Source organism: Stenotrophomonas sp. MH181796 (assembly GCF_009659995.1).
In the GTDB taxonomy this organism is placed as follows: domain Bacteria; phylum Pseudomonadota; class Gammaproteobacteria; order Xanthomonadales; family Xanthomonadaceae; genus Stenotrophomonas; species Stenotrophomonas riyadhensis.
This window is the reverse complement of record NZ_RAHU01000002.1, coordinates 1-21,989: the sequence shown is the minus strand read 5'-3', so window position 1 is coordinate 21,989 and position 21,989 is coordinate 1. Positions and strand designations below refer to the sequence as shown.

The 21,989-nt window shown below is 66.0% G+C and carries 16 protein-coding genes and 1 pseudogene; 7 read left to right on the top strand and 10 right to left on the bottom strand.

Going from position 1 to position 21,989, the window contains the following annotated elements:
- The first annotated feature begins 8 nt into the window (after positions 1 to 8).
- Together D5301_RS03925 and D5301_RS03920 are read left to right on the top strand one after the other, a co-directional pair.
- Complete coding sequence (locus tag D5301_RS03925; RefSeq protein ID WP_110712186.1) at positions 9 to 1,154, top strand: two-component system response regulator; 1,146 nt, start codon at positions 9 to 11, stop codon at positions 1,152 to 1,154.
- Positions 1,151 to 3,328, top strand: a complete 2,178-nt coding sequence (locus D5301_RS03920) for a response regulator (RefSeq protein ID WP_324187256.1) — start codon at positions 1,151 to 1,153, stop codon at positions 3,326 to 3,328. The genes D5301_RS03925 and D5301_RS03920 overlap by 4 nt, the downstream gene beginning before the upstream one ends.
- A 73-nt stretch (positions 3,329 to 3,401) precedes the next feature.
- Here D5301_RS03920 and D5301_RS03915 read toward each other — a convergent pair whose 3' ends face one another.
- The 5 genes from D5301_RS03915 to betI all read right to left on the bottom strand — a co-directional run bounded on the left by D5301_RS03915 (position 3,402) and on the right by betI (position 10,220).
- Positions 3,402 to 4,274, bottom strand: a complete 873-nt coding sequence (locus D5301_RS03915; RefSeq protein WP_110712188.1) for a crotonase/enoyl-CoA hydratase family protein — start codon at positions 4,272 to 4,274, stop codon at positions 3,402 to 3,404.
- Between the two features lie 161 nt (positions 4,275 to 4,435).
- Positions 4,436 to 6,112: a long-chain fatty acid--CoA ligase gene (locus D5301_RS03910; protein ID WP_153854881.1), complete on the bottom strand. Its 1,677-nt coding sequence runs from the start codon at positions 6,110 to 6,112 to the stop codon at positions 4,436 to 4,438.
- A gap of 222 nt (positions 6,113 to 6,334) precedes the next feature.
- Entirely contained in the window at positions 6,335 to 8,017 is a 1,683-nt protein-coding gene (gene betA, locus D5301_RS03905) for a choline dehydrogenase (RefSeq protein ID WP_049429885.1), read from the bottom strand.
- Between the two features lie 101 nt (positions 8,018 to 8,118).
- Positions 8,119 to 9,591: a betaine-aldehyde dehydrogenase gene (betB, locus tag D5301_RS03900; protein WP_110712190.1), complete on the bottom strand. Its 1,473-nt coding sequence runs from the start codon at positions 9,589 to 9,591 to the stop codon at positions 8,119 to 8,121.
- Positions 9,592 to 9,629: 38 nt separating this feature from the next.
- Positions 9,630 to 10,220: a transcriptional regulator BetI gene (betI, locus tag D5301_RS03895; RefSeq protein ID WP_110712191.1), complete on the bottom strand. Its 591-nt coding sequence runs from the start codon at positions 10,218 to 10,220 to the stop codon at positions 9,630 to 9,632.
- A gap of 170 nt (positions 10,221 to 10,390) precedes the next feature.
- Between betI and D5301_RS03890 the strand changes: the two genes are divergently transcribed.
- Positions 10,391 to 11,941 carry a BCCT family transporter gene (locus D5301_RS03890; RefSeq protein ID WP_032129837.1) on the top strand — a complete coding sequence of 517 codons (1,551 nt, stop codon included), beginning with the start codon at positions 10,391 to 10,393 and terminating at the stop codon, positions 11,939 to 11,941.
- Between the two features lie 151 nt (positions 11,942 to 12,092).
- Here the strand turns inward: D5301_RS03890 and acnA are convergent, their stop codons facing one another.
- A complete protein-coding gene (acnA, locus tag D5301_RS03885) occupies positions 12,093 to 14,846 on the bottom strand; it encodes an aconitate hydratase AcnA (RefSeq protein WP_153854880.1) in 2,754 nt (917 codons plus the stop codon).
- 302 nt (positions 14,847 to 15,148) lie between these two features.
- On the opposite strand from acnA, the gene D5301_RS03880 reads away from it, so the two are divergent.
- The 4 genes from D5301_RS03880 (at position 15,149) to D5301_RS03865 (ending at position 19,129) form a co-directional block, all read left to right on the top strand.
- The gene (locus D5301_RS03880) at positions 15,149 to 15,373 is read left to right on the top strand and encodes an AbrB/MazE/SpoVT family DNA-binding domain-containing protein (protein WP_005409505.1); all 225 of its coding nucleotides are present in this window, start codon (positions 15,149 to 15,151) and stop codon (positions 15,371 to 15,373) included.
- Between the two features lie 6 nt (positions 15,374 to 15,379).
- Positions 15,380 to 15,778 (top strand): type II toxin-antitoxin system VapC family toxin, encoded by a 399-nt coding sequence (locus D5301_RS03875; RefSeq protein ID WP_008267153.1) that lies wholly within the window; start codon positions 15,380 to 15,382, stop codon positions 15,776 to 15,778.
- 43 nt (positions 15,779 to 15,821) lie between these two features.
- Positions 15,822 to 18,413, top strand: coding sequence for a bifunctional aconitate hydratase 2/2-methylisocitrate dehydratase (acnB, locus tag D5301_RS03870; RefSeq protein ID WP_153854879.1), 2,592 nt, complete (start codon positions 15,822 to 15,824; stop codon positions 18,411 to 18,413).
- 191 nt (positions 18,414 to 18,604) lie between these two features.
- Complete coding sequence (locus D5301_RS03865; protein ID WP_153854878.1) at positions 18,605 to 19,129, top strand: hypothetical protein; 525 nt, start codon at positions 18,605 to 18,607, stop codon at positions 19,127 to 19,129.
- A 39-nt stretch (positions 19,130 to 19,168) separates the two neighbouring features.
- Here the strand turns inward: D5301_RS03865 and D5301_RS03860 are convergent, their stop codons facing one another.
- The 4 genes and pseudogenes from D5301_RS03860 to D5301_RS03845 all read right to left on the bottom strand — a co-directional run.
- Complete coding sequence (locus tag D5301_RS03860) at positions 19,169 to 20,242, bottom strand: chemotaxis response regulator protein-glutamate methylesterase (RefSeq protein WP_153854877.1); 1,074 nt, start codon at positions 20,240 to 20,242, stop codon at positions 19,169 to 19,171.
- On the bottom strand, positions 20,239 to 20,835 hold the full coding sequence (cheD, locus tag D5301_RS03855) for a chemoreceptor glutamine deamidase CheD (RefSeq protein WP_008264676.1): 597 nt from the start codon (positions 20,833 to 20,835) through the stop codon (positions 20,239 to 20,241). The genes D5301_RS03860 and cheD overlap by 4 nt, the downstream gene beginning before the upstream one ends.
- Positions 20,832 to 21,701 carry a CheR family methyltransferase gene (locus tag D5301_RS03850; RefSeq protein ID WP_153854876.1) on the bottom strand — a complete coding sequence of 290 codons (870 nt, stop codon included), beginning with the start codon at positions 21,699 to 21,701 and terminating at the stop codon, positions 20,832 to 20,834. Before D5301_RS03850 ends, cheD begins: the two co-directional genes overlap by 4 nt.
- Before the next feature lie 37 nt (positions 21,702 to 21,738).
- Positions 21,739 to 21,989: pseudogene (locus tag D5301_RS03845) on the bottom strand (chemotaxis protein); the annotation flags it as partial.

The following is a 21,989-nucleotide window of genomic DNA, read 5'->3' as shown; positions in this document are numbered from 1 at the left end:
CCAGGCCGATGCAGGGTGCGAGCGTTCGCAGCGGCAGAGTATCCTCGCCTGCTGATGATCCAGCATGGTCGAGAAACCAGGCAGAGTACGCCTTGAACATCGTCATTGTTGACGACCAGACGTCCGCCCGGACGATGCTGCGCCACGTCATCGAGGACATCGCGCCCGAACTGAGCGTGTATGACTTCGGTGATCCGCTGACTGCCTTGGCCTGGTGCGAGGCGCATCCGGTCGACCTGCTGCTGCTCGATTACCGCATGCCGGAGATGGACGGGCTCGAGTTTGCGCGCCGTTTCCGCCGCCTGCCCAAGCATCGCGACATTCCGGTGATCCTGATCACCGTGGTCGGTGATGAGCCGATCCGGCAGGCCGCGCTGGAAGCGGGTGTCATCGATTTCCTGGTCAAGCCGATCCGCCCGCGTGAGCTGCGTGCGCGTTGCTACAACCTGCTGCAGCTGCGCCAGCAGACCGAGAACGTGAAGCAGCGGGCGTTGTCGCTGGAGCAGCGACTGCTGGCCAGCATGCACGAGGTCGAGGAACGGGAACGCGAGACTCTGTCGCGATTGGCCCGGGCGATCGAGTTCCGCGATGCCGGTACCAGCGCTTATCTGGAGCGCATGGCGCGCGTTGCAGGATTGATCGCCGAGCAGCTCGGCCTGCCCGAGGATGATGTCAGGCTGATCGAGATGGCTGCCCCGTTGCACGACATGGGCAAGATCGCCATTCCCGATGCGGTGCTGCTCAAGCAGGGCAAGCTCAATGAGGAAGAGCTGGCGATCATGCGCCGGCACCCGCGGATCGGCCATGAGCTGCTCAGTGGCAGCCAGAATCGTTTCATCCAGGTCGGTGCCTTGATCGCACTGCGCCATCATGAGCGTTACGACGGCAGCGGCTATCCCGATGGGCTGGTCGGGGACGCGATTCCGCTGGAAGCGCGCATCGTGGCCGTTGCCGATGTCTTCGATGCCCTGATTTCCCCGCGTCCGTACAAGGAAGCATGGACCATGGAAGCCACCCTGGCCTATCTGTATGCCCAGCGTGGCCGACTGTTCGACCCACGTTGCGTGGACGCGCTGCTGCGTGGCCGCGAACAGCTGGACCAGATCTGCACCGAGCATTCGATGGCCTCCGCGCGCCCGGGGCTGGGCGCGTGAAACGCCTGTGGTCGCAGCTGAGGCTGCGCCTGGCCCAACGCCAGGACAGTGAACACGGCCAGCAGATCGTCCGCATTGTCCTGATCAGCCTGATCCTTGCCTATGTGCTGCTGCCGGCACCGCGCCACGACCTGCCGCATGAGCAGTACGCGGGCGTGCTGGCGATCGTGCTGACAGGCCTGAGCCTGTCACTGCTGCTGTTCGGCTGGCTGCTGTGGCGACCGGAACGCTCCGATCCGCGCCGCGTGCTGGGCATGCTGGCCGACTACGGCCTGATCGCCGCCGGCATGGTGCAGATGGGCGAGCCACTGGCCTGGGTCTACATCGTGGTGATGTGGGTGACGGTCGGCAACGGCATGCGTTTCGGCAATCACTACCTGTATGTGGCGGTGGCGATGGCAATGGTCAGCTTCGGCTGTACCGTGCTGCTGACCCCGTACTGGGAGCAGAACTTCCGCCTGGCCATCGGTCTCTGGCTCGGGTTGGCGGCAGTGCCCCTGTACTTCTCGACACTGCTGCGGCAGTTGACCGAGGCGATGGCCGAAGCGCGCCGTGCCAGCGAGGCCAAGAGCCGCTTTCTCGCCAACATGAGCCACGAGTTCCGCACGCCATTGAATGGCCTCAATGGCATGACCGAAGTGTTGGCGACCACGCGCCTGGATGACGAGCAGCGCGAGTGCCTCAACACCATCCAGGCATCATCGCGCAGCCTGCTGGCCCTGGTGGAGGAGGTGCTGGACATCTCTGCCATCGAGGCGGGCAAACTGCGCGTGGTGGCTGAGGATTTCGCGTTGTCCGACGTGATCCAGGCGATCGGGCTGATCCTGCTGCCGCAGGCCAAGGCAAAGCGGCTGGACTACCGGGTGAAGATCGCCGACGGCGTGCCGCCACGGTTGCGCGGCGATGTCGGCCACCTGCGGCAGATCCTGCTGAACCTGGCTGGCAACGCAGTCAAGTTCACCGACCATGGCCGGGTGGAGATCCGTGTCGGCGTGGTACACGCCGACACCAGCGGCGCGGTGCGCCTGCGCTTCGACATCCTCGATACCGGCATCGGCGTGGCGCCGGCCATGCGTACGCGGTTGTTCGATGCGTTCGAGCAGGCCGACGTCAGCATGGCGCGCCGCCACGAAGGCACCGGTCTGGGGACGACCATCGCCAAGGGCCTGGTTGAAGCGATGGACGGCGACATCGGCTACCTGGAGAACCCGCCCCGCGGAAGCCATTTCTGGGTCGAGCTGCCGTTCGCGCCGCCGCAGCCGATGGTGCCGGGGGCGGTGCCGAGCCTGTCCGGAGATGAGGAGGTGGGGCAGGGTGGCAACGTGATCGCCTTTGCCGATCCGTTCCTGCGTCACCGGGCGCGCGTGCGCAGCATGCAGATCCTGGTGGCCGACGACCACGAGGCCAATCGCATGGTCCTGCAGCGCCTGCTGCAGAAGGCCGGCCACCGCGTGCTGTGCGTGGACGGCGGCGAAGCGGTGCTGGATGCGTTGGCCGACAGTGAATTCGACGCGGTCATCGTCGATCTGCACATGCCGGGCATGAGCGGGCTGGACATGCTCAAGGAACTGCGGGTGATGCAGGCCGGCGGTGGCCCGCGCACACCGGTGCTGGTACTCAGTGCCGACGTCACGCCGGAGGCGATCCAGCGCTGTACCCAGGCCGGTGCGCATGCATTCCTGGCCAAGCCGGTAGTGGCGGTGCGGCTGCTCGACACGCTGGCCGAGATCGCCAGCAACGCCCAGCTGAAGACCATGGCTGCGCCGGTGGTACGGGCGACGACGCCGCTGCAGGATGGCGTGCTCGACAGCAGCGTGCTGGACGAGCTGGCCTCGCTGGGCATGGGGGAGGGGTTCGAGCGTGAATTCATCCGCCAGTGCCTGGAGGATGCCGCGACCTGCATGGGCAAGGCCGAGCAGGCCGGCGAAGCTGCGCAGTGGGAAGTGTTCCGTGAACAATCCCATGCCATCAAGGGCGTGGCCAGCAACCTGGGCCTGATGCGGGCGTCAAGCCGCGCCGGCGAGCTGATGCGGATGGCCGACTGGCAGCTCAAGGCTGAATGGCGTACGCGCCTGACCATCCTGCAGGACGCGATCAAGGAAGGCCGACGTGCGTTGGATGCACGGGCCGAACGCCGGAGCCGTGGTGCCGCTGATGACGGCGAGGCGCGCTGAGCCATGGCGTTGGACCGATAAAAAAAGCCCGGTGGCCAACCGGGCTTGAACCCTTCTGGGGGGAGGGGGTGAATCAGGCCGCGTCGAGGCCGGCGCGACGGGTCTGGGCCTTGATCAGGCGATCCATGGTGCGCAGCGAGCGGTCGCCGAGGGCGAGGGCGGAATCGACCCACACCTTGGTGATCTCCAGCAGTTCGTCGTAGCTGACGGCCTGGGCGATGCCACGCGCGGCGTTCATCGCCAGGTAGGACTGCGGAATCCGCTGCTGCTGGCGGATCAGATCTTCGACGGCGGCACGGCCTTCACCCTTCTTCACCAGCACGTCCACCACGCCCATTGCGTGCATTTCCTCGGCGCTGTAGACCCGGCCGTCGAGGATGATCTTCTCGGCCAGATGCGGTGACACCCGGCGGCACAGGAACGAATAGGCGCCCATGCCCGGGAACAGGCCGAACAGCACTTCCGGCAGGCCGAGACCACTGCCTTCCTCGGCAACGATGGTATGGCAGGCCAGTGCCATTTCCAGGCCACCGCCGAGGGCGTCGCCCTGGATCAGGGCGATCGAGCGGACATCGCCGCCGAACCCGGTATGCAGATGGTGTACACCCTCCACACAGCGCTGGGCGTAGGTCAGCAACAGGTCACGGTTGCCTTCGCGGATGAGGCGGGTGAACAGGTCCAGGTCACCGCCGAGGTTGTAGGCGACGGCATCGGACGCCAGTACGAAATGCCTCAGCTTCCCGCTGTGACGCTCGGCGGGGCCTTGGGTGATGGCGGCCATGTAGCTCCACATCTCATCGAGCATGTCCTTGCGGCAGCATGGCCGCACGCCGGTGCTGGCATCGGCGTGCATGAACAGCCAGTGGGCAGCGCCGTCGGCGCTGTCTTCGGTACGGATGGTGGTAAAACGCGAGCCGCTGGAAGGCAGCTTTTCAATGGTGCTCATGTAGGGGTCCTCGGCATGCGGCCCGCAGAATGAAGTGGGTGGCCGGCGGGCCGAACGGTCCACACACGCGGCGATGCTACACCGCCTCTGCGGCGGCGTATGCGAAAGGGCCCGGGACGTTTCCGTCCCGGGCCCGATACCCTTCAATCTGCCGTAAACCCTTACTGGGCGGGCGTATCGCGCAGTTCGCGACGGAGGATTTTGCCGACGTTGGTCTTCGGCAGCTCTTTTCGGAATTCTACGATTCTGGGGTGCTTGTAACCGGTCAGGTTCGCCCGGGCATGCTCCTTGACCATCTCGGCGGTCAGGTTCGGGTCCTTCTTCACGATCACGACCTTCACCACTTCACCGGACTTCTCGTCCGGCACGCCGACCGCGGCCACTTCCAGCACGCCCGGCATCATCGCGATGACGTCTTCGACTTCGTTCGGATAGACGTTGAAGCCGGACACCAGAATCATGTCCTTCTTGCGGTCGACGATGTAGAAGAAGCCCTGCGCATCCATCTTTGCCATGTCGCCGGTGTGCAGCCAGCCGTCGGCGTCGATGGCCTTGTCGGTTTCCTCCGGACGCTGCCAGTAGCCCTTCATCACCTGCGGGCCCTTGATGCACAGCTCGCCCACTTCACCCAGCGGCAGGATGTTGCCGTTGTCGTCCTTGATGCAGGCATCGGTGGACGGGATCGGCAGGCCGATCGAGCCGTTGTACTCGGTCAGGGTGAGCGGGTTGATGCAGGCCGCCGGCGAGGTCTCGGTGAGGCCATAGGCCTCGACCAGGGTCACGCCGGTGACCTTCTTCCAGCGCTCGGCCACGGCACGCTGCACCGCCATGCCGCCGCCCAGGGTGACCTTCAGCGACGAGAAGTCGACCGTGTCGAAGCCGGGGGTGTTGAGCAGGCCGTTGAACAGCGTGTTGACACCGGTGATGGCGGTGAAGGGCACCGACCTGAGCTCCTTGACGAAGCCCTTCATGTCGCGCGGGTTGGTGATCAGGTGGTTGCAGCCACCGAACTTCATGAAGACCAGGCCGTTCGCCGTCAGCGCGAAGATGTGGTACAGCGGCAGGGCGGTGATGATCCACTCCTTGCCCATCTCGATGCCGGACGCACTGATCCAGGCCGAGGCCTGCTGCATGTTGGCGATCAGGTTGCGGTTGGTCAGCATCGCGCCCTTGGCCACGCCGGTGGTGCCACCGGTGTACTGCAGGAAGGCGATGTCGTCGTGGTCGATCTCGACCTTCGGGAGCGTGTGCCGGCTGCCCAGCTTGAGCGCCTGCCTGAAGCGGACGGCACCCTTCAGATGGTAGTTGGGCACCATCTTCTTGATGTACTTCAGCACGAAGTTGACGATCACGCCCTTGCCACCGAGCAGGTCGCCCAGGCCGGTGGTGATCACATGCTTGACCGGCGTATCGGCGATGACCTGTTCGACGGTGTCGCCGAAGTTGTCGACCACCACCAGCGCGGTCACGCCGGCATCGATCAGCTGATGCTTGAGCTCGCGCGCGGTGTACAGCGGGTTGACGTTGACCACGGTCAAGCCGGCACGCAGCACGCCGAAGGTGGCGACCGGGTACTGCAGGCAGTTGGGCATCATCAGGGCGACGCGGTCACCCTTCTTGAGCTTGAGCTCACCCAGCAGGTAGGCCGCGAACTGGTTGACCAGCGCATCGGTCTCACCATAGGTGAGTACCTTGCCGAAGCTGGAGTAGGCGGGACGGTCGCGGAATTTCGCGACGGAAGCGTCGAAGACCGAAGCTACCGAATGGAACTCGTTGACGTCGATCTCGGCGGGAACGCCTTTCGGATAGCTCTGCAGCCAGGGACGATCCAGACTCATATTCCCCCTCCAGGAATCGTGATGTATTAGGTTCCGGCCCTGAGCGTATCGACAATGGCCGGTCATTGCAGCATACCCCGCCGTAGGGAAAACGCGAAGAGGCCCCGAGGGGCCTCTTTGCGTGGTAGCGCCGGCCGCTGGCCGGCATCTGCGCTCGATCGGGATTCCGGTGGACGCCGGCCAGCGGCCGGCACTACCGTGGCCCCAGGCGGGCCGCTTGCGTCAGCCCTGCTTGCGTACCGGTGCGCCGTTGGCCTTGTAGTACGGCGCGGTGCTGCGGGCCAGCGGGGTGCGGCCGCGGATCACGTCGGCCAGCTTCTCGGCCATCATGATGGTCGGTGCGTTGAGGTTCCCGGTCACCACCTGCGGCATGATCGAGGCATCGACGATGCGCAGGCCTTCCAGCCCGTGCACGCGGCCCTGGCCGTCGACCACGGCCATCGGGTCATCGGCATGGCCCATCTTGTTCGAGCACGACGGGTGGTAGGCGGTCTCAGCGTGCTCGCGCACGAACGCATCGATCTGCGCATCGGTCTGCAGCGCGCTGCCCGGCGAGATTTCGCGGCCGCTGTACGGGGCCAGGGCCGGCTGCGCGAAGATCTCGCGGGTGATCCGGATCGCCGCACGGAACTCGCGCCAGTCCTGGTCGTGCGACATGTAGTTGAACAGGATGCTCGGATGTTCGCGCGGGTCCTTCGAACGCACGTGGATGCGGCCGCGACTGGGCGAGCGCATCGAGCCGACGTGCATCTGGAAGCTGTGCGCCTTGATCGGGTTGGAGCCGTTGTAATTGATCGCGACCGGCAGGAAGTGATACTGCAGGTTCGGCCAGTCGAATTCGGCGTCGCTGCGGATGAAGCCACCGGCCTCGAACTGGTTGCTGGCGCCGATGCCGGTGCCCAGGAACAGCCACTCGGCACCGATCGCCGGCTGGTTGTACAGCTTCAGAGCCGGGGCCAGCGAGACGGGCTTCTTGCACTCGTACTGCAGGTACATTTCGAGGTGATCCTGCAGGTTGGCGCCGACGCCCGGCAGGTGGTGCACCAGGTCGATGTCGAGGCTGCGCAGCAGGTCGGCCGGGCCGACGCCCGAGCGCTGCAGGATCTGCGGCGAGGCGATGGCGCCGCCACACAGCAGCACTTCGCGGCGGGCGGTGGCACGCTGCGGCTGGTCGTTGTGCAGCCACTGCACGCCCACCGCACGCTTGCCCGAGAACAGGATGCGGTCGGTCAGCGCGTGGGTGACGATGGTCAGGTTCGGGCGCGGCTTGGCCAGGTCCAGGTAACCACGGGCGGTGCTGGAACGACGGCCCTTCGGGGTCACCGTACGGTCCATCGGGCCGAAGCCTTCCTGCTGGTAGCCGTTGAGGTCGTCGGTGCGCGGGTAGCCGGCCTGCACGCCGGCTTCGACCATCGCAGCGAACAGTTCGTTGTTGCCGGCCTTCGGCGTGGTCACCCGCAGCGGGCCGTCGCCACCGTGGTAGTCGTTGGGGCCGATGTCACGGGTTTCCGCCTTGCGGAAGTACGGCAGGCAGTCCAGGTAGGTCCAGTCTTCCAGGCCGGGCATGCTGGCCCAGTTGTCGTAGTCCATCGCGTTGCCGCGGATGTAGCACATGCCGTTGATCAGCGACGAGCCGCCCAGGCCCTTGCCGCGGCCGCAGTCCATGCGGCGGTTGTTCATGAAGGGCTCGGGATCGGTCTTGTACGCCCAGTTGTAGCGCTTGCCCTGCAGCGGGAAGGCCAGTGCCGCCGGCATCTGGGTACGGAAGTCGAGCCGGTAGTCCGGGCCACCGGCTTCCAGCAACAGCACGCTGACATCGGCATCTTCGGTGAGGCGGGTGGCCAGCACGTTGCCGGCCGAACCGGCGCCGATGATGATGTAGTCGTACTCGTTATGGGTGCTCATGGGTGTCTCCTGCAGGCCGGGGCGCGCTGCGTGCAGGCGTCCCGGCGGAATGTCGGATCGGCGCGGTGGCCGGACGAAGGTGCGCGCTCGCGGCGCGCCGATCAGAACACGCTGGCGTAGTCGCCCAGTTCCACCTGCACCGACTTGATGCGGGTGTAGTGGCCGAGGGTGGAGATGCCGTTCTCACGGCCGACGCCGGATTCCTTGTAGCCGCCAACCGGCATTTCGGCCGGCGATTCGCCCCAGGTGTTGATCCAGCAGATGCCGGCTTCCAGGCGGTGGATGATGCGATGGGCGCGGCTGACGTCCTTGCTGACCACACCGGCGGCGAGGCCGAAGGTGGTGTCGTTGGCACGACGCACCACTTCGTCTTCGTCGTCGTAGGCGAGGATGCTCATCACCGGCCCGAAGATCTCTTCCTTGACGATGGTCATGTCATCGCGGCAGTCGGAGAACACGGTCGGCAGCACGTAGGCGCCATTGGCCAGCGCGCCTTCGGTGGCACGGCCGCCGCCGGTCAGCAGGCGAGCGCCTTCGGCCTTGCCGCTTTCGATGTAGCGCAGCACGTTTTCCATGTGCGGGAAGCTGGTCAGCGGACCGAAGTTGGTCTCGGCGGCCATCGGGTCGCCGATGCGGATGCGCTTGACGCGCTCGACCACAGCGGCTTCGAACGCGGCCAGCATGCTGCGCGGCACGAACACGCGGGTGCCGTTGGTGCAGACCTGGCCGGAGCTGAAGAAATTGGCCATCACCGCGATGTCGGCGGCGCGGTCGAGGTCGGCGTCATCGCAGATCACCAGCGGCGACTTGCCGCCCAGCTCCATGGTCACTTCCTTCAGCGACGAGGACGCGGCGCTGGCCATGACCTTCTTGCCGGTGGCGACGCCGCCGGTGAAGGAGATCTTCTCGATCACCGGGTGCTCGGTCAGCCACTGGCCGATCTCGCGGCCCGGGCCCTGCACGACGTTGAACACGCCGGCCGGCACACCGGCTTCGGTGTAGATCTCGGCCAGCCGGATCGCGGTCAGCGGGGTCACTTCGGACGGCTTGAACACCATCGCGTTGCCGGCGGCCAGGGCCGGGGCCGACTTCCACATGGCGATCTGGACCGGGTAGTTCCAGGCGCCGATGCCGGCGACCACGCCCAGCGGCTCGCGGCGGGTGTAGAAGAAGCTCGATTCACGCAACGGCAGCTGGATGCCTTCGATGGCGGTGGCCAGGCCGGCGTAGTACTCGACCACGTCGGCACCGGTGACGATGTCCACGGTGGTGGTTTCGGCCAGCGCCTTGCCGGTGTCCAGGGTTTCCAGGTGCGCCAGTTCGTCGTTGCGCTCGCGCAGGATTTCGACCGCGCGGCGCAGGATGCGCGAACGCTCCATGGCGGTCATCGCGGCCCACACCTTCTGGCCTTCGGCCGCGCTCTGCACGGCGCGTTCGACGTCGGCCTGGCTGGCGACCTGCACTTCAGCGATCACGTCGCCGGTGGCCGGGTTGACGGTCTTGAAGGTCTTGCCGCTGGTGGCGTCGACGCGCTGGCCGTGGATGTAGAGCTGTTGGACGGGCAGGGTGGTCATGGGGCGTACTCCTTGGAAGGGGGCGGGTGCTGAAGCGCTTATAGCGCGACAGCCTGCAACTGGAAGTCGATGTAGCCGTAAGCGATGCGCCGGGACTTCTCGGCGTTGAACTGGCCGCCGACCAGGCTGCCGCGCAGCCACAGGCCGTCGATCATCGCGGCCAGGCCACGGGCGGCCAGGCGGGCCTGCGGGTGGGGCAGCAGGCGGTTGAACTGGTGGCACAGGTTGGAGAACAGGCGCTGGTCGTTGGCGCGCTGCAGCCGGGCCAGTTCCGGCTGGTGCATGCTCGCAGCCCAGAAGGTGAGCCAGACGCGCATCGCGGTGCCGTTGATCTGGCTGTCGTCGAAGTTGCCGTCGACGATGGCGCGCAGTTGCTCGCGCGGGTCGTCGCCGGCGCCGGCGCGGTAGCGGGCCACTGCGTCCTTCAGTTCGCGCAGGATCTGCCGCATTGCAGCATTGAGCAGGCCGTCCTTGTCGCCGAAGTAGTGGGCGACGATGCCGCTGGACAGCCCTGCCTTCTTCGCGATGGTGGCGACGGTCGCATCGGCCATGCCGATCTCGTCGATGGTCTGGAAAGTGGCCCGGATCAGCTGTTCGCGCCGTACCGGTTCCACGCCTTTCTTCGGCATTGTCTCTCCACGGATTGCGACCCGAAGGATCGGGCTGCCCGCCATTATGCTTTTTATTGATTGAACGTTCAATCAATAAACCCTAGGATGCGCTCGCGCCCCACGCCATGGGCCCGGTTTACCGGTCCGGCCCCGCCCATGTGCTCCCTCGGACTTGATGAGACGACCCCATGTCTTCCCTGGCTCATCCCAAGCGTTCGCCCCTGCGCTTGAACCGTTTTGTCTTCTTCAGCTCCTCGGTGTCGATCGGCATCCTCGGGCTGCTTACCGTTCTCTATCCCGAAAGCAGCGAGCACTGGCTGCAGTGGGCGCAGGCCGAAGTCTCGGCGGCGTTCGGCTGGTGGTACATGCTGCTGATCGTGCTGTGCCTGGGCTTCGTGCTGTGGCTGGCGTTCTCGCCGTACGGCCGCATCCGCCTGGGCCACAACGAGGAATCACCGGCGTTCGGCTACGTGGCCTGGGTGTCGATGCTGTTCTCGGCCGGCATCGGCATCGCGCTGCTGTACTACGGCGCCTACGAGCCGCTGGACCATTTCCTCAATCCGCCCGGGCAGCCCGGCGGGACCGTGGCCGCCGGCCGCGAGGCGATGGTGCTGACCTTCCTGCACTGGGGCCTGCACGGCTGGGCGCTGTATGCGCTGGTCGGCGTGGCGCTGGGCTATTTCGCCTACCGCCGCGACCTGCCGCTGGCGCTGCGCTCGGCGCTGTACCCGATCTTCGGTGAGCGCATCCATGGCCGCATCGGCGACATGGTCGATGGCTTCGGCATCCTTGCCACGCTGATCTCGATGGTGACCAACCTCGGCATCGGCGCGCTGGTGGTGCAGTCCGGCCTGGTCTACCTGTTCCACATTCCGGATACGCCGCAGGTGCTGGTGGCGATCGTGCTGGTGATGATGGTGGTGGCCACCATCGGCGTGGTGGCGGGTGTGGAGAAGGGCATTGCCTGGCTCTCCAACCTCAACGTGCGCCTGCTGTGTGGCCTGCTGCTGTTCGTGCTGGTCACCGGCCCGACCCTGCACCTGTTCGATGGCCTGATCCAGAACACCGGCGATTACCTGGGCGCGTTCGTGCGCAAGAGCTTCGACATGTACCTCAACGATCCGAAGGGCCGTGAGTGGATGGGCTCGTGGACGCTGTTCTACTGGGCGTGGTGGATCGCCTGGGCGCCGTTCGTCGGTCTTTTCGTGGCGCGCATCTCGCGTGGCCGCACCATCCGCGAAGTGATCATGGGCGTGCTGCTGATCCCGCTCGGCTTCACCCTGGCGTGGCTGTCGATCTTCGGCAACACCGCCATCGACCTGGTGCTCAACCACGGCCAGGCGATCCTGGGTGACGTGGCCCAGCATGATGCGGCGATGACGCTGTTCAAGCTGCTGGAGTACCTGCCCGCCGCGCCGTACGTGGCCGGTGCCGCGGTGGTGATCGGCTTCGTGCTGTTCCTGACCCCGGTCGACTCCGGCACGCTGATGATCGCCAACCTGTGCACCCGTCGCGTTGACGACGGCGTGGAGGATGGCCACGACGCGCCGATCTGGCTGCGCGTGTTCTGGGCGGCCGGCATCACCGTGGCCAGCGTCGGCCTGCTGCTGGCCGGCAACTTCAGTGCGATGCAGACCGCGGTGGTGCTGTGCGGCCTGCCGTTCTCGTTCACCCTGGCGTTCTACATGTGGGGCCTGCTGAAGGCCCTGCGCACCGACCCGGACGCGCCGCGCCGCTGAGCGCGCACCTGGCGCCCATCCCGGTGCCGCCGGAGATGCGGTAGAGCCAGGCCATGCCTGTCTGCAGAGAAACAGGAAGGGCCGGATCCGCGAGGATCCGGCCCTTTTGTTGGGTAGTCGACTAGCAGTCGACTCTACCGAGAGCGGAACGTTACTTGCTGGCCAGCTGGCGCAGCACGTACTGCAGCAGGCCGCCGTGGCGGAAGTACTCCACTTCCTTCGGGGTCAGCAGCATCACCGAGACCTCGAAGGTCTTCTTGGTGCCGTCGGCCTTGGTCGCGGTGACCGTGGCGCGCTTGCTGGCACCGTCCTGCAGGCCGGTGATGTCGATCACTTCCGAACCGTCCAGGCCCAGGCTCTGTGCGTTCTCGCCGTTGCGGAACTGCAGCGGCAGCACGCCCATGCCGACCAGGTTGGAGCGGTGGATGCGCTCGAAGCTCTCTGCGATGACCGCCTTCACCCCCAGCAGCAGGGTGCCCTTGGCCGCCCAGTCACGCGACGAGCCGGTGCCGTACTCCTTGCCGGCCAGCACCACCAGCGGCACCTTGTCGGCCTTGTACTTCATGGCTGCATCGTAGATCGCCAGCTTCTCCGGCTGGCCGCCGCCGGCCGGGTAGTACAGGGTGTTGCCGCCTTCCTCGCCACCGAACATCAGGTTCTTGATGCGGATGTTGGCGAAGGTGCCGCGGACCATCACGTCATCGTTGCCGCGGCGGCTGCCGTAGCTGTTGAAGTCGGCCGGCTGCACGCCGCGCTCCTGCAGGAAGCGGCCTGCCGGCGAGTCCTTCTTGATGTTGCCGGCCGGGGAGATGTGGTCGGTGGTGATCGAATCGCCGAACAGGCCCATCACGCGTGCGCCGTGCACGTCGTCGATGCTGCCGGTCTGCATGGTCATGCCATCGAAGTACGGCGGGTTCTTGATGTAGGTGGAAGCATCGCTCCACTCGTACAGGTTGCCGTCCGGCGAGGCGATGGTGTTCCAGCGGGTGTCACCCTTGAACACGTCGGCGTAGTTCTGCTTGAACATCTCCGGGCCGATGGTGGCGGCGATGACATCGCCGATTTCCTTGTTGCTCGGCCAGATGTCGCGCAGGAACACCGGCTGGCCATCGCTGCCGGTGCCCAGCGGCTGGGTGGTCAGGTCGATGTCGGTGGTGCCGGCGATGGCATAGGCCACCACCAGCGGCGGGCTGGCCAGGTAGTTCATCTTCACTTCGGGGTGCACGCGGCCCTCGAAGTTGCGGTTGCCGGACAGTACCGAGGTGACGACCAGGTCGCCGGTGGCGATGCCGGCGCTGACTTCGGTCGGCAGCGGGCCGGAGTTGCCGATGCAGGTGGTGCAGCCGTAGCCGACCACGAAGAAGCCGATCTTCTCCAGCTCCTTCAGTACACCGGCCTTTTCCAGGTAGTCGGTGACCACGCGCGAACCCGGCCCGAGCGAGGTCTTGACCCACGGCTGGCGGTTCAGGCCCTTGGCGGCCGCATTGCGGGCCAGCAGGCCGGCGCCGATCATCACCGCCGGGTTGGAGGTGTTGGTGCACGAGGTGATGGCGGCGATGACCACCGCGCCATCCTTCAGCCGTACCTTGCGGTTCTCGATCTCGATGTCGGCGAAGCCCTTGGCCAGCTGCTCGTTGCCGACCGCGGCGCCGCCGCCTTCGTTGACGAACGAGGAGACGTCGTCGCTGCGCTTGTCACGGTTGGCGGTCATGCCGACCAGGGCTTCGCGGTAGTTCTTCTGCACGTCTTCCAGCAGCACGCGGTCCTGCGGGCGCTTCGGGCCGGCCAGCGACGGCTTCACCGTGCCCATGTCCAGTTCCAGCGTGGTGCTGTACTGCGCATGCGGGCTGCCCGGTTCGTGCCACAGGCCCTGTGCCTTGGCATAGGCTTCGACCAGATCGATCTGCTCTTCGCTGCGGCCGGACAGGCGCAGGTAGTTCAGCGACTCGGCGTCGATCGGGAAGATGCCGCAGGTGGCGCCGTATTCCGGCGCCATGTTGCCGATGGTGGCACGGTCGGCCAGCGGCAGGTGCTGCAGGCCGTCACCGTAGAACTCGACGAACTTGCCGACCACGCCCAGCTTGCGCAGCATCTGGGTGACGGTCAGCACCAGGTCGGTGGCGGTGGCGCCTTCGGGAAGCTTGCCGGTCAGCTTGAAGCCGACCACCTGCGGGATCAGCATCGACGACGGCTGGCCAAGCATGGCCGCCTCCGCTTCGATGCCACCCACGCCCCAGCCCAGCACGCCGATGCCGTTGATCATGGTGGTGTGGCTGTCGGTACCGAACACGGTATCGGGGTAGGCGACCGCCTTGCCGTCCTTGTCCGCCGTCATCACTACGCGGGCCAGGTTCTCCAGGTTCACCTGGTGGACGATGCCGGTGTTCGGCGGCACCACCTTGAAGTTGTCGAAGGCCTTCTGGCCCCAGCGCAGGAAGCCGTAGCGTTCCTGGTTGCGCTGGAACTCGATCTTGCCGTTGAGGTCCAGCGCGTCCGGCTTGCCGAACACGTCGACCTGCACCGAGTGGTCGATGACCAGTTCGGAGGGAATCTGCGGGTTGATCTGCTCCGGCGAGCCGCCGAGCTTGACCACTGCGTCGCGCATCGCGGCCAGGTCGACCACGCAGGGCACGCCGGTGAAGTCCTGCAGGACCACGCGCGCCGGCATGAAGGCGATCTCGGTGTCCGGCTCGGCGGCCGGGTTCCAGCGGGCCACGGCTTCGATGTGGTCCTTGCCGACGGTGACGCCGCCGTCCTCGTGCCGGAGCAGGTTCTCCAGCAGGATCTTCATCGAGTAGGGCAGGTGGGAGATATCGAAGCGCTGGCCCAGCGTGGGCAGGCTGAAGTAGTCGTAGGTCTTGCCGCCGACATTCAGCTGGCTGCGGGTGGAGAACGAATCGCTCATGCGGGGTAACTCCTTCTTGCGGATGGCTTGCAGTGGCCCGCGCATGGGCGGACCTGCTTGCGGTCGCCGCGGGCCTGACGGCCCCGGTGGTCCCAGTATGAACCCCAGACTGAATGGATTCATCCGGGCCGGGTTCCGGCCTGCGGCATCGGTTCCAGACTACAGGGGAAGGTGTATGGCGTATGTCACGTTTGTGGCCGATCCTTTGCGAGGCAAGGGCTGGCGGGGTGCCGGTCCTGTTCAGGGTGGAAGTATGCCCGGGGAAGTATGTATAATTTGTGCATACTCTGGAGGGCCTACCGATGGAAGCCACTGTTGCAGAACGCGGACAGATCACCCTGCCCAAGGCGGTGCGTGATGCCCTCGGCCTGACCAAGGGCACGCTGCTGAAGGTCGAACTGGACGGCAGCCGCATCATCCTGCGCAAGAGTGTTGACGATGCCATTTCACGGGCGCGCGGCAAGTTCGCGCTGGACGGTTTCGAATCGTCCGACGCGGCGGTACGCGCGGTGCGTGACGAGGAATAAGCCGTGATGATCGCCGTCGACTCTCCGGTGCTGGTCGAGCTGCTCAGCAATGGTCCGCAGGCCGATGCAGTGGAAGCCATCCTCAGGCAGAGCCTGGTCGGTGGCCGCGTGGTGGTCTGCGGCGCCACCCTGGCCGAGGTCTGCGCATCGCTGCGTGGCGGTGCCGAGGTGCTGGAAGCGCTGGAAGAAATGGGCGTGCACTTCAATCCGATGGAAGCCAAGTCGGCGCTGCGTGCCGGCGAGATGCACCGTCGCCACCGCCAGCGCAGCGGCAGCCGCCGCAGCCTGGACGAATTCATGGTCGGCGCCCACGCACTGTTGCAGTGCGATGGCCTGATCACCTGGAACGACACGTTTTACCGCGACTACTTCAAGGGCCTGAAGCTGATCGTGCCGCAAGCCTGAGCCCACTTTGTTTTTTCAACCTACGCATTACCCGGGAGTTGTCATGTTGGAAGCCTACCGCCACCACGTCGCCGAGCGCGCTGCGCTTGGCATCCCGCCGCTGCCGCTGAGCGCGCAGCAGACGGCCGATGTCATCGAACAGCTGAAGAACCCGCCGCAGGGCGAGGCCGAGTTCCTGCTCGACCTGCTGACCCACCGCGTGCCGGCCGGCGTCGACGACGCGGCCAAGGTCAAGGCCTCGTACCTGGCGGCGATCGCCCTGGGCAGCGAGCAGAACCCGCTGATCAGCCGCGAGCGCGCCACCGAACTGCTGGGCACCATGCTCGGCGGCTACAACGTCGCTCCGCTGGTGCAGCTGCTGGAGGATGCCAGCGTCGGCACCATCGCCGCCAACGGTCTGAAGAAGACTCTGCTGGTGTTCGATGCCTTCCACGATGTGCAGGAAAAGGCCAAGGCCGGCAACGCCAACGCCCAGGCCGTGCTGCAGAGCTGGGCCGACGCCGAGTGGTTCACCAGCAATCCGGAAGTGCCGCAGAGCCTGACCGTCACCGTGTTCAAGGTGCCGGGCGAAACCAACACCGACGACCTGTCGCCGGCGCCGGACGCGACCACCCGCCCGGACATCCCGATGCACGCCCTGGCGATGCTGAAGAACAAGCGCGACGACGCGCCGTTCACCCCGGAAGAAGACGGCAAGCGCGGCCCGATCCAGCAGATCCTGTCGCTGAAAGACAAGGGTCACCTGGTCGCCTACGTCGGCGACGTGGTCGGCACTGGTTCCTCGCGCAAGTCGGCCACCAACAGCGTGCTGTGGTGGACCGGCGATGACATTCCGTTCATCCCGAACAAGCGCGCCGGTGGCGTCTGCCTGGGTTCGAAGATCGCCCCGATCTTCTACAACACCATGGAAGATGCCGGCGCACTGCCGATCGAGCTGGACGTGTCGAAGATGGAGCACGGCGATGTGGTCGAGCTGCGTCCGTACGAAGGCAAGGCGCTGAAGAACGGTGAAGTGATCGCCGAGTTCCAGGTCAAGTCCGAAGTGCTGTTCGACGAAGTGCGCGCCGGTGGCCGCATTCCGCTGATCATCGGCCGTGGCCTGACCGGCAAGGCGCGCGAAGCGCTGGGCCTGGCCCCGACCGACCTGTTCCGCCTGCCGGTGCAGCCGGTCGATACCGGCAAGGGCTTCTCGCTGGCGCAGAAGATGGTCGGCCGCGCCTGTGGCCTGCCGGAAGGCCAGGGCATGCGCCCGGGCACCTACTGCGAACCGAAGATGACCTCGGTCGGCTCGCAGGACACCACCGGCCCGATGACCCGCGACGAGTTGAAGGACCTGGCCTGCCTGGGCTTCTCGGCCGACCTGGTGATGCAGTCGTTCTGCCACACCGCCGCCTACCCGAAGCCGGTGGACGTGAAGACCCACCATACCCTGCCGGAGTTCATCTCCACCCGTGGCGGCGTTTCGCTGCGTCCGGGCGACGGCGTGATCCACAGCTGGCTCAACCGCATGCTGCTGCCGGACACCGTCGGCACCGGTGGTGACTCGCACACCCGTTTCCCGGTGGGCATTTCGTTCCCGGCCGGTTCGGGCCTGGTTGCCTTCGCCGCTGCCACCGGCGTGATGCCGCTGGACATGCCGGAGTCGGTGCTGGTGCGCTTCAAGGGCAAGATGCAGCCGGGCGTGACCCTGCGTGACCTGGTCAACGCGATCCCGCTGTACGCGATCAAGTCGGGCCTGCTGACCGTGGCCAAGGCTGGCAAGAAGAACATCTTCTCCGGCCGCATCCTGGAAATCGAAGGCCTGCCGGAGCTGAAGGTCGAGCAGGCGTTCGAACTGTCCGACGCCTCGGCCGAGCGTTCGGCGGCCGGTTGCTCGGTGCGCCTGAACAAGGAGCCGATCATCGAGTACCTCAACAGCAACATCACCCTGCTGAAGTGGATGATCGCCGAGGGTTACCAGGATCCGCGTTCGCTGCAGCGCCGTATCGAGAAGATGGAAGCGTGGCTGGCCAACCCGGAGCTGCTGGAGCCGGATGCCGACGCCGAGTACGCCGCTGTCATCGAGATCGACCTGGCCGACATCCACGAGCCGATCGTGGCCTGCCCGAACGACCCGGACGACGTGAAGACCCTGTCCGAAGTGGCCGGCGCCAAGATCGACGAAGTGTTCATCGGTTCGTGCATGACCAACATCGGTCACTTCCGTGCGGCTGCCAAGCTGCTGGAAGGCAAGCGTGACCTGCCGACCCGCCTGTGGGTGGCCCCGCCGACCAAGATGGATGCTTCGGAGCTGACCAAGGAAGGCGTGTACGGCACCTTCGGCGCCACCGGCGCACGCATGGAAATGCCGGGCTGCTCGCTGTGCATGGGCAACCAGGCGCAGATCCGCGAAGGTTCCACCGCGATGTCGACCTCGACCCGCAACTTCCCGAACCGCCTGGGCCGCAACACCAACGTGTACCTGGGTTCGGCGGAACTGGCGGCGATCTGCTCGCGCCTGGGCCGCATCCCGACCAAGGAGGAGTACATGGCGGACATCGGCGTGATCAACGCCAATGGTGCGGAGATCTACCGCTACATGAACTTCGACCAGATCGAGGAATACCAGGACGTGGCCAAGACGGTCGCTGCCTGATGCGGTAACGCCGGCCGCTGGCCGGCACGCCGTTGAAACGAAGAACCCCCGGTGAGCGCCGGGGGTTTTTTGTTGGCCGATCCACCCGGTGCCGGGCATTGGCACGGTGAGACGGAATGTCGTACGCCAGGCGGGGCGGACCGTAGCATCGCCCATGGTCGGGACTGCCGACGAGGCTGAAGGAGCTGCACATGAGTGCTGTGTTGACGGAAACAGAGAAGAAGCCACCCACCCCGTTGCAGGCCTATCTGACTGGGCTCAAGGCGAAGGGAGGGCTTTCACTCGATCTCGGCGTCATCGCCGTGGGAACCGATAGCAGCGAGTATTCCGGTGCAGATCTGTTGTGTAAGGGAGTGATGTCGCTGGTCAAGGCGTCCACGGATGGGAAGGTGGTGCCCAATTGCCTGTCATGGGGCATGGAAGGTGAGTGGACCGAGGACAAGAACAAGGAATGGCTTGGCGCTGCGCTGAAGAATGAGAGTGGTGCACTGCTTCCGACGTTCTGCTATGTCTTCCACACCAAGATCAACAAGGCTCTTGCGGCTGCCGCGACCGACATGGTCGTGGATGTTGCGACGTTCGACACCAAGTTCAAACAGCTCAATGGCAATGAGGGCCCGAGCTACAAGGAGGTGAAGAAGATCCTCGAGGCAGGATTCGTCGTCATTGTTCCGAACACGCATGGTGGTGTGAAGCTCAAGGTGAAAGCCGCATGACCCGCGAGCGCGGGACGTCTGATCGTCCCGCGAGCGCAATCAACCACGCGCCAGCGCCAGCAAGCGCTCGGCAATCCGTTCCAGCGGCACCTGTTCCTCGGCGGCGCCCAGCTTGAACGCTGCACCGGGCATGCCCCAGACTACACTTGTGGCCTCGTCCTGCACCAGTGTGGGTGCGCCGGCCTGGCGCATCTCCAGCAGGCCGCGTGCGCCGTCATCGCCCATCCCGGTGAGGATGGCGCCGATGGCGTTGCCGCCGGCGTTCTGCGCGACCGAGCGGAACAGCACGTCCACCGCGGGCTTGTGCCGGTTCACCGCAGGGCCGTCGTCGACGCGGCAGCGCCAGCGCGCACCGTCGCGGATGATCCGCAGGTGCTTGCCGCCGGGTGGCAGGTAGGCATGGCCAGGCAGCACTGCTTCGCCATCGCTGGCCTCGCGCACGGCCATCGCCGAGTGCCGGTCCAGGCGTTCGGCGAAGGCACTGCTGAAGCTGGCCGGCAAGTGCTGGGTCATCACCACGGCCGGGCCGTCGGCGGGCATGCCTTCCAGCACCACACGCAGCGCTTCGGTGCCACCGGCCGATGAGCCGATTGCGATCAGCCGGTCGGTGGTGCGGAACTGCGGTGCAGCTGGCCGCATTGCAGGAGCTGCTTCGAGCAGGAGTTTCGGAGCGGCCGCACGCACCAGCGGGCGCACCCGTGAGCGCGCCGCCATCTTGACCTTGGCGATGATCTCGTCGGCGTAGCCCTGCAGGCCGCGCGCCACGTCCAGCTTCGGCTTGGAGACGAAGTCGACCGCACCCAGCGCCAGCGCCTGCAGGGTGGTGTCGGCGCCGCGTTCGGTCAGCGAGGAGATCATCACCACCGGCAGCGGGTGCAGGCGCATCAGGTTTTCCAGGAACGCCAGCCCGTCCATGCGCGGCATTTCCACGTCCAGGGTGATCACGTCCGGGGCCAGGCGCTTGATCTTCTCGCGTGCCAGCAGCGGGTCGGCGGCGGTGCCGACCACGTCGATGGACGGATCGCTGGACAGGATCTCGGTGAGCATCTGGCGCACGACGGCGGAGTCGTCGACGATCAGGACCCGGCAGGGGGCGTTGCCGGTCAGGGTCATTCGAACAGCTCCACGCCACCGGTGACCGGGGCCTTGGACAGGCGTGCACGCACGGCCGATTCGGTCGCAGCCACTTCGGCTTCATGGGCATGCGGCAGACGCTGCACCACCACGCGGCCGGTATCGGCGAAGAACCAGATCTTGCGCGGATGGATGCCGCACAGGTCCTCGGCGATGATCGGAATGTGCTCGGCCTGCAGGTACTGGCGCACGAACTCGGCGTTGCGGGTGCCGACCGGGTTGCTGGTGAAGCCCTTCAGGACGTTGGCGCCACCGAACACCTTGGCTTCGATGCGTTTGCGGTGCGCGCCGCGCTTGAGCATGTCGTTGATCAGCAGTTCCATCGCGTAGCTGCCGTAACGCGCGGGCGCGCCATCGCCGGCGTTGCCCTCGGGCAACAGGAAATGGTTCATGCCGCCGATCTTCAGCACCGGGTCGCGCAGGCAGGCCGCCACGCAGGAGCCCAGCGTGGTGGTCAGCGCAGTGGTGTCATCGACCACCAGGTACTGGGTCGGCAGCAGCTTGGCCGCAATGGTCTTGAAGCGCGCGTCCTGGTAACGCATCACATCATCGGTGCGCAGCGATGCGTTCATGCGCCTGCCTTTGCCGCACGGCGGTACAGGGTGCGTCCGCAGGGCTGGATCAGGTCGGCGGCGTGCAGGTAGTTCTCCGAGTGGCCGGTATACAACAGGCCGTCGTCGGCCAGGTGCTGTACCAGACGGCCGAGGATCGCGCGCTGGGTCGGCTTGTCGAAGTAGATCATCACGTTGCGGCAGAACAGTGCGTCGAACGGGCCGCCGACGTCATAGCGGAGGGCAAGCAGGTTCAACGGGCGGAACTCGATCAGCTCGCGCAGCGCCGGCAGCACACGGCACTGGCCCTCGTTGGGGCCGCTGCCACGCTGGAAGTAGCGACGGCGCAGGTCCGGATCGAGGCTGGTGACGCGGTCGATGTTGTAGACGCCACGGCCGGCGGTGGCCAGCACCTGGGTATCGACGTCGGTGGCGATGATGCGTACCGGTGGCTTCAGGGTGCCGAAGGCTTCGCAGGCAGTGATCGCCATCGAGTAGGGCTCTTCGCCGGTGGAGGCGGCGCACGACCACAGCAGCAGCGGTGTGCGGCTGGAGCGCTGCTGCAGCTCCTCGCGCAGCTTGTCGAAGTGGTGCGGCTCGCGGAAGAACGAGGTCAGGTTGGTGGTCAGCGCGTTGGTGAACGCCTGCCACTCGTCACCGTCTTCCTGCTCCAGATGGTCCAGATACTGCTGGAAGCTGCGCATGCCCAGCGTGCGCAGGCGGCGCGACAGGCGGCCATAGACCATGTCGCGCTTGGCCGGCGCGAGGGCGATACCCACGCGCTGGTAGATCAGGTCGCACACGCGGCGGAAATCACGGTCGGCGAACTCGAATTCGCGCGGGCCGGTGACGATGGGAGTAGGACTTTGCACGGGGGACGTGTCCATCGGCAGAGGCGGCGGCCGAAGCCGCCGCGGGTGGGTCTCAGAATTCCTGCCAGTCGCTTTCGCTGGCGACGAAGGTGCTGGCGTTGCTGCTGCGGCGAACCGGGGTGGGCGTGCTGGTCGGCTGCGGACGCGCCACGGTGGTGACGCGGGCCGGCTCGACGCGCGCGGCCACGGCCTTCACTGCGGCCGAGACCTGGTTGTCGAGGCGGAAAATCGCTACGGCATCAGCCAGCTGTGCGGCCTGGTCTTCCATTGCACGTGCAGCGGCGGTGGCTTCTTCCACCAGCG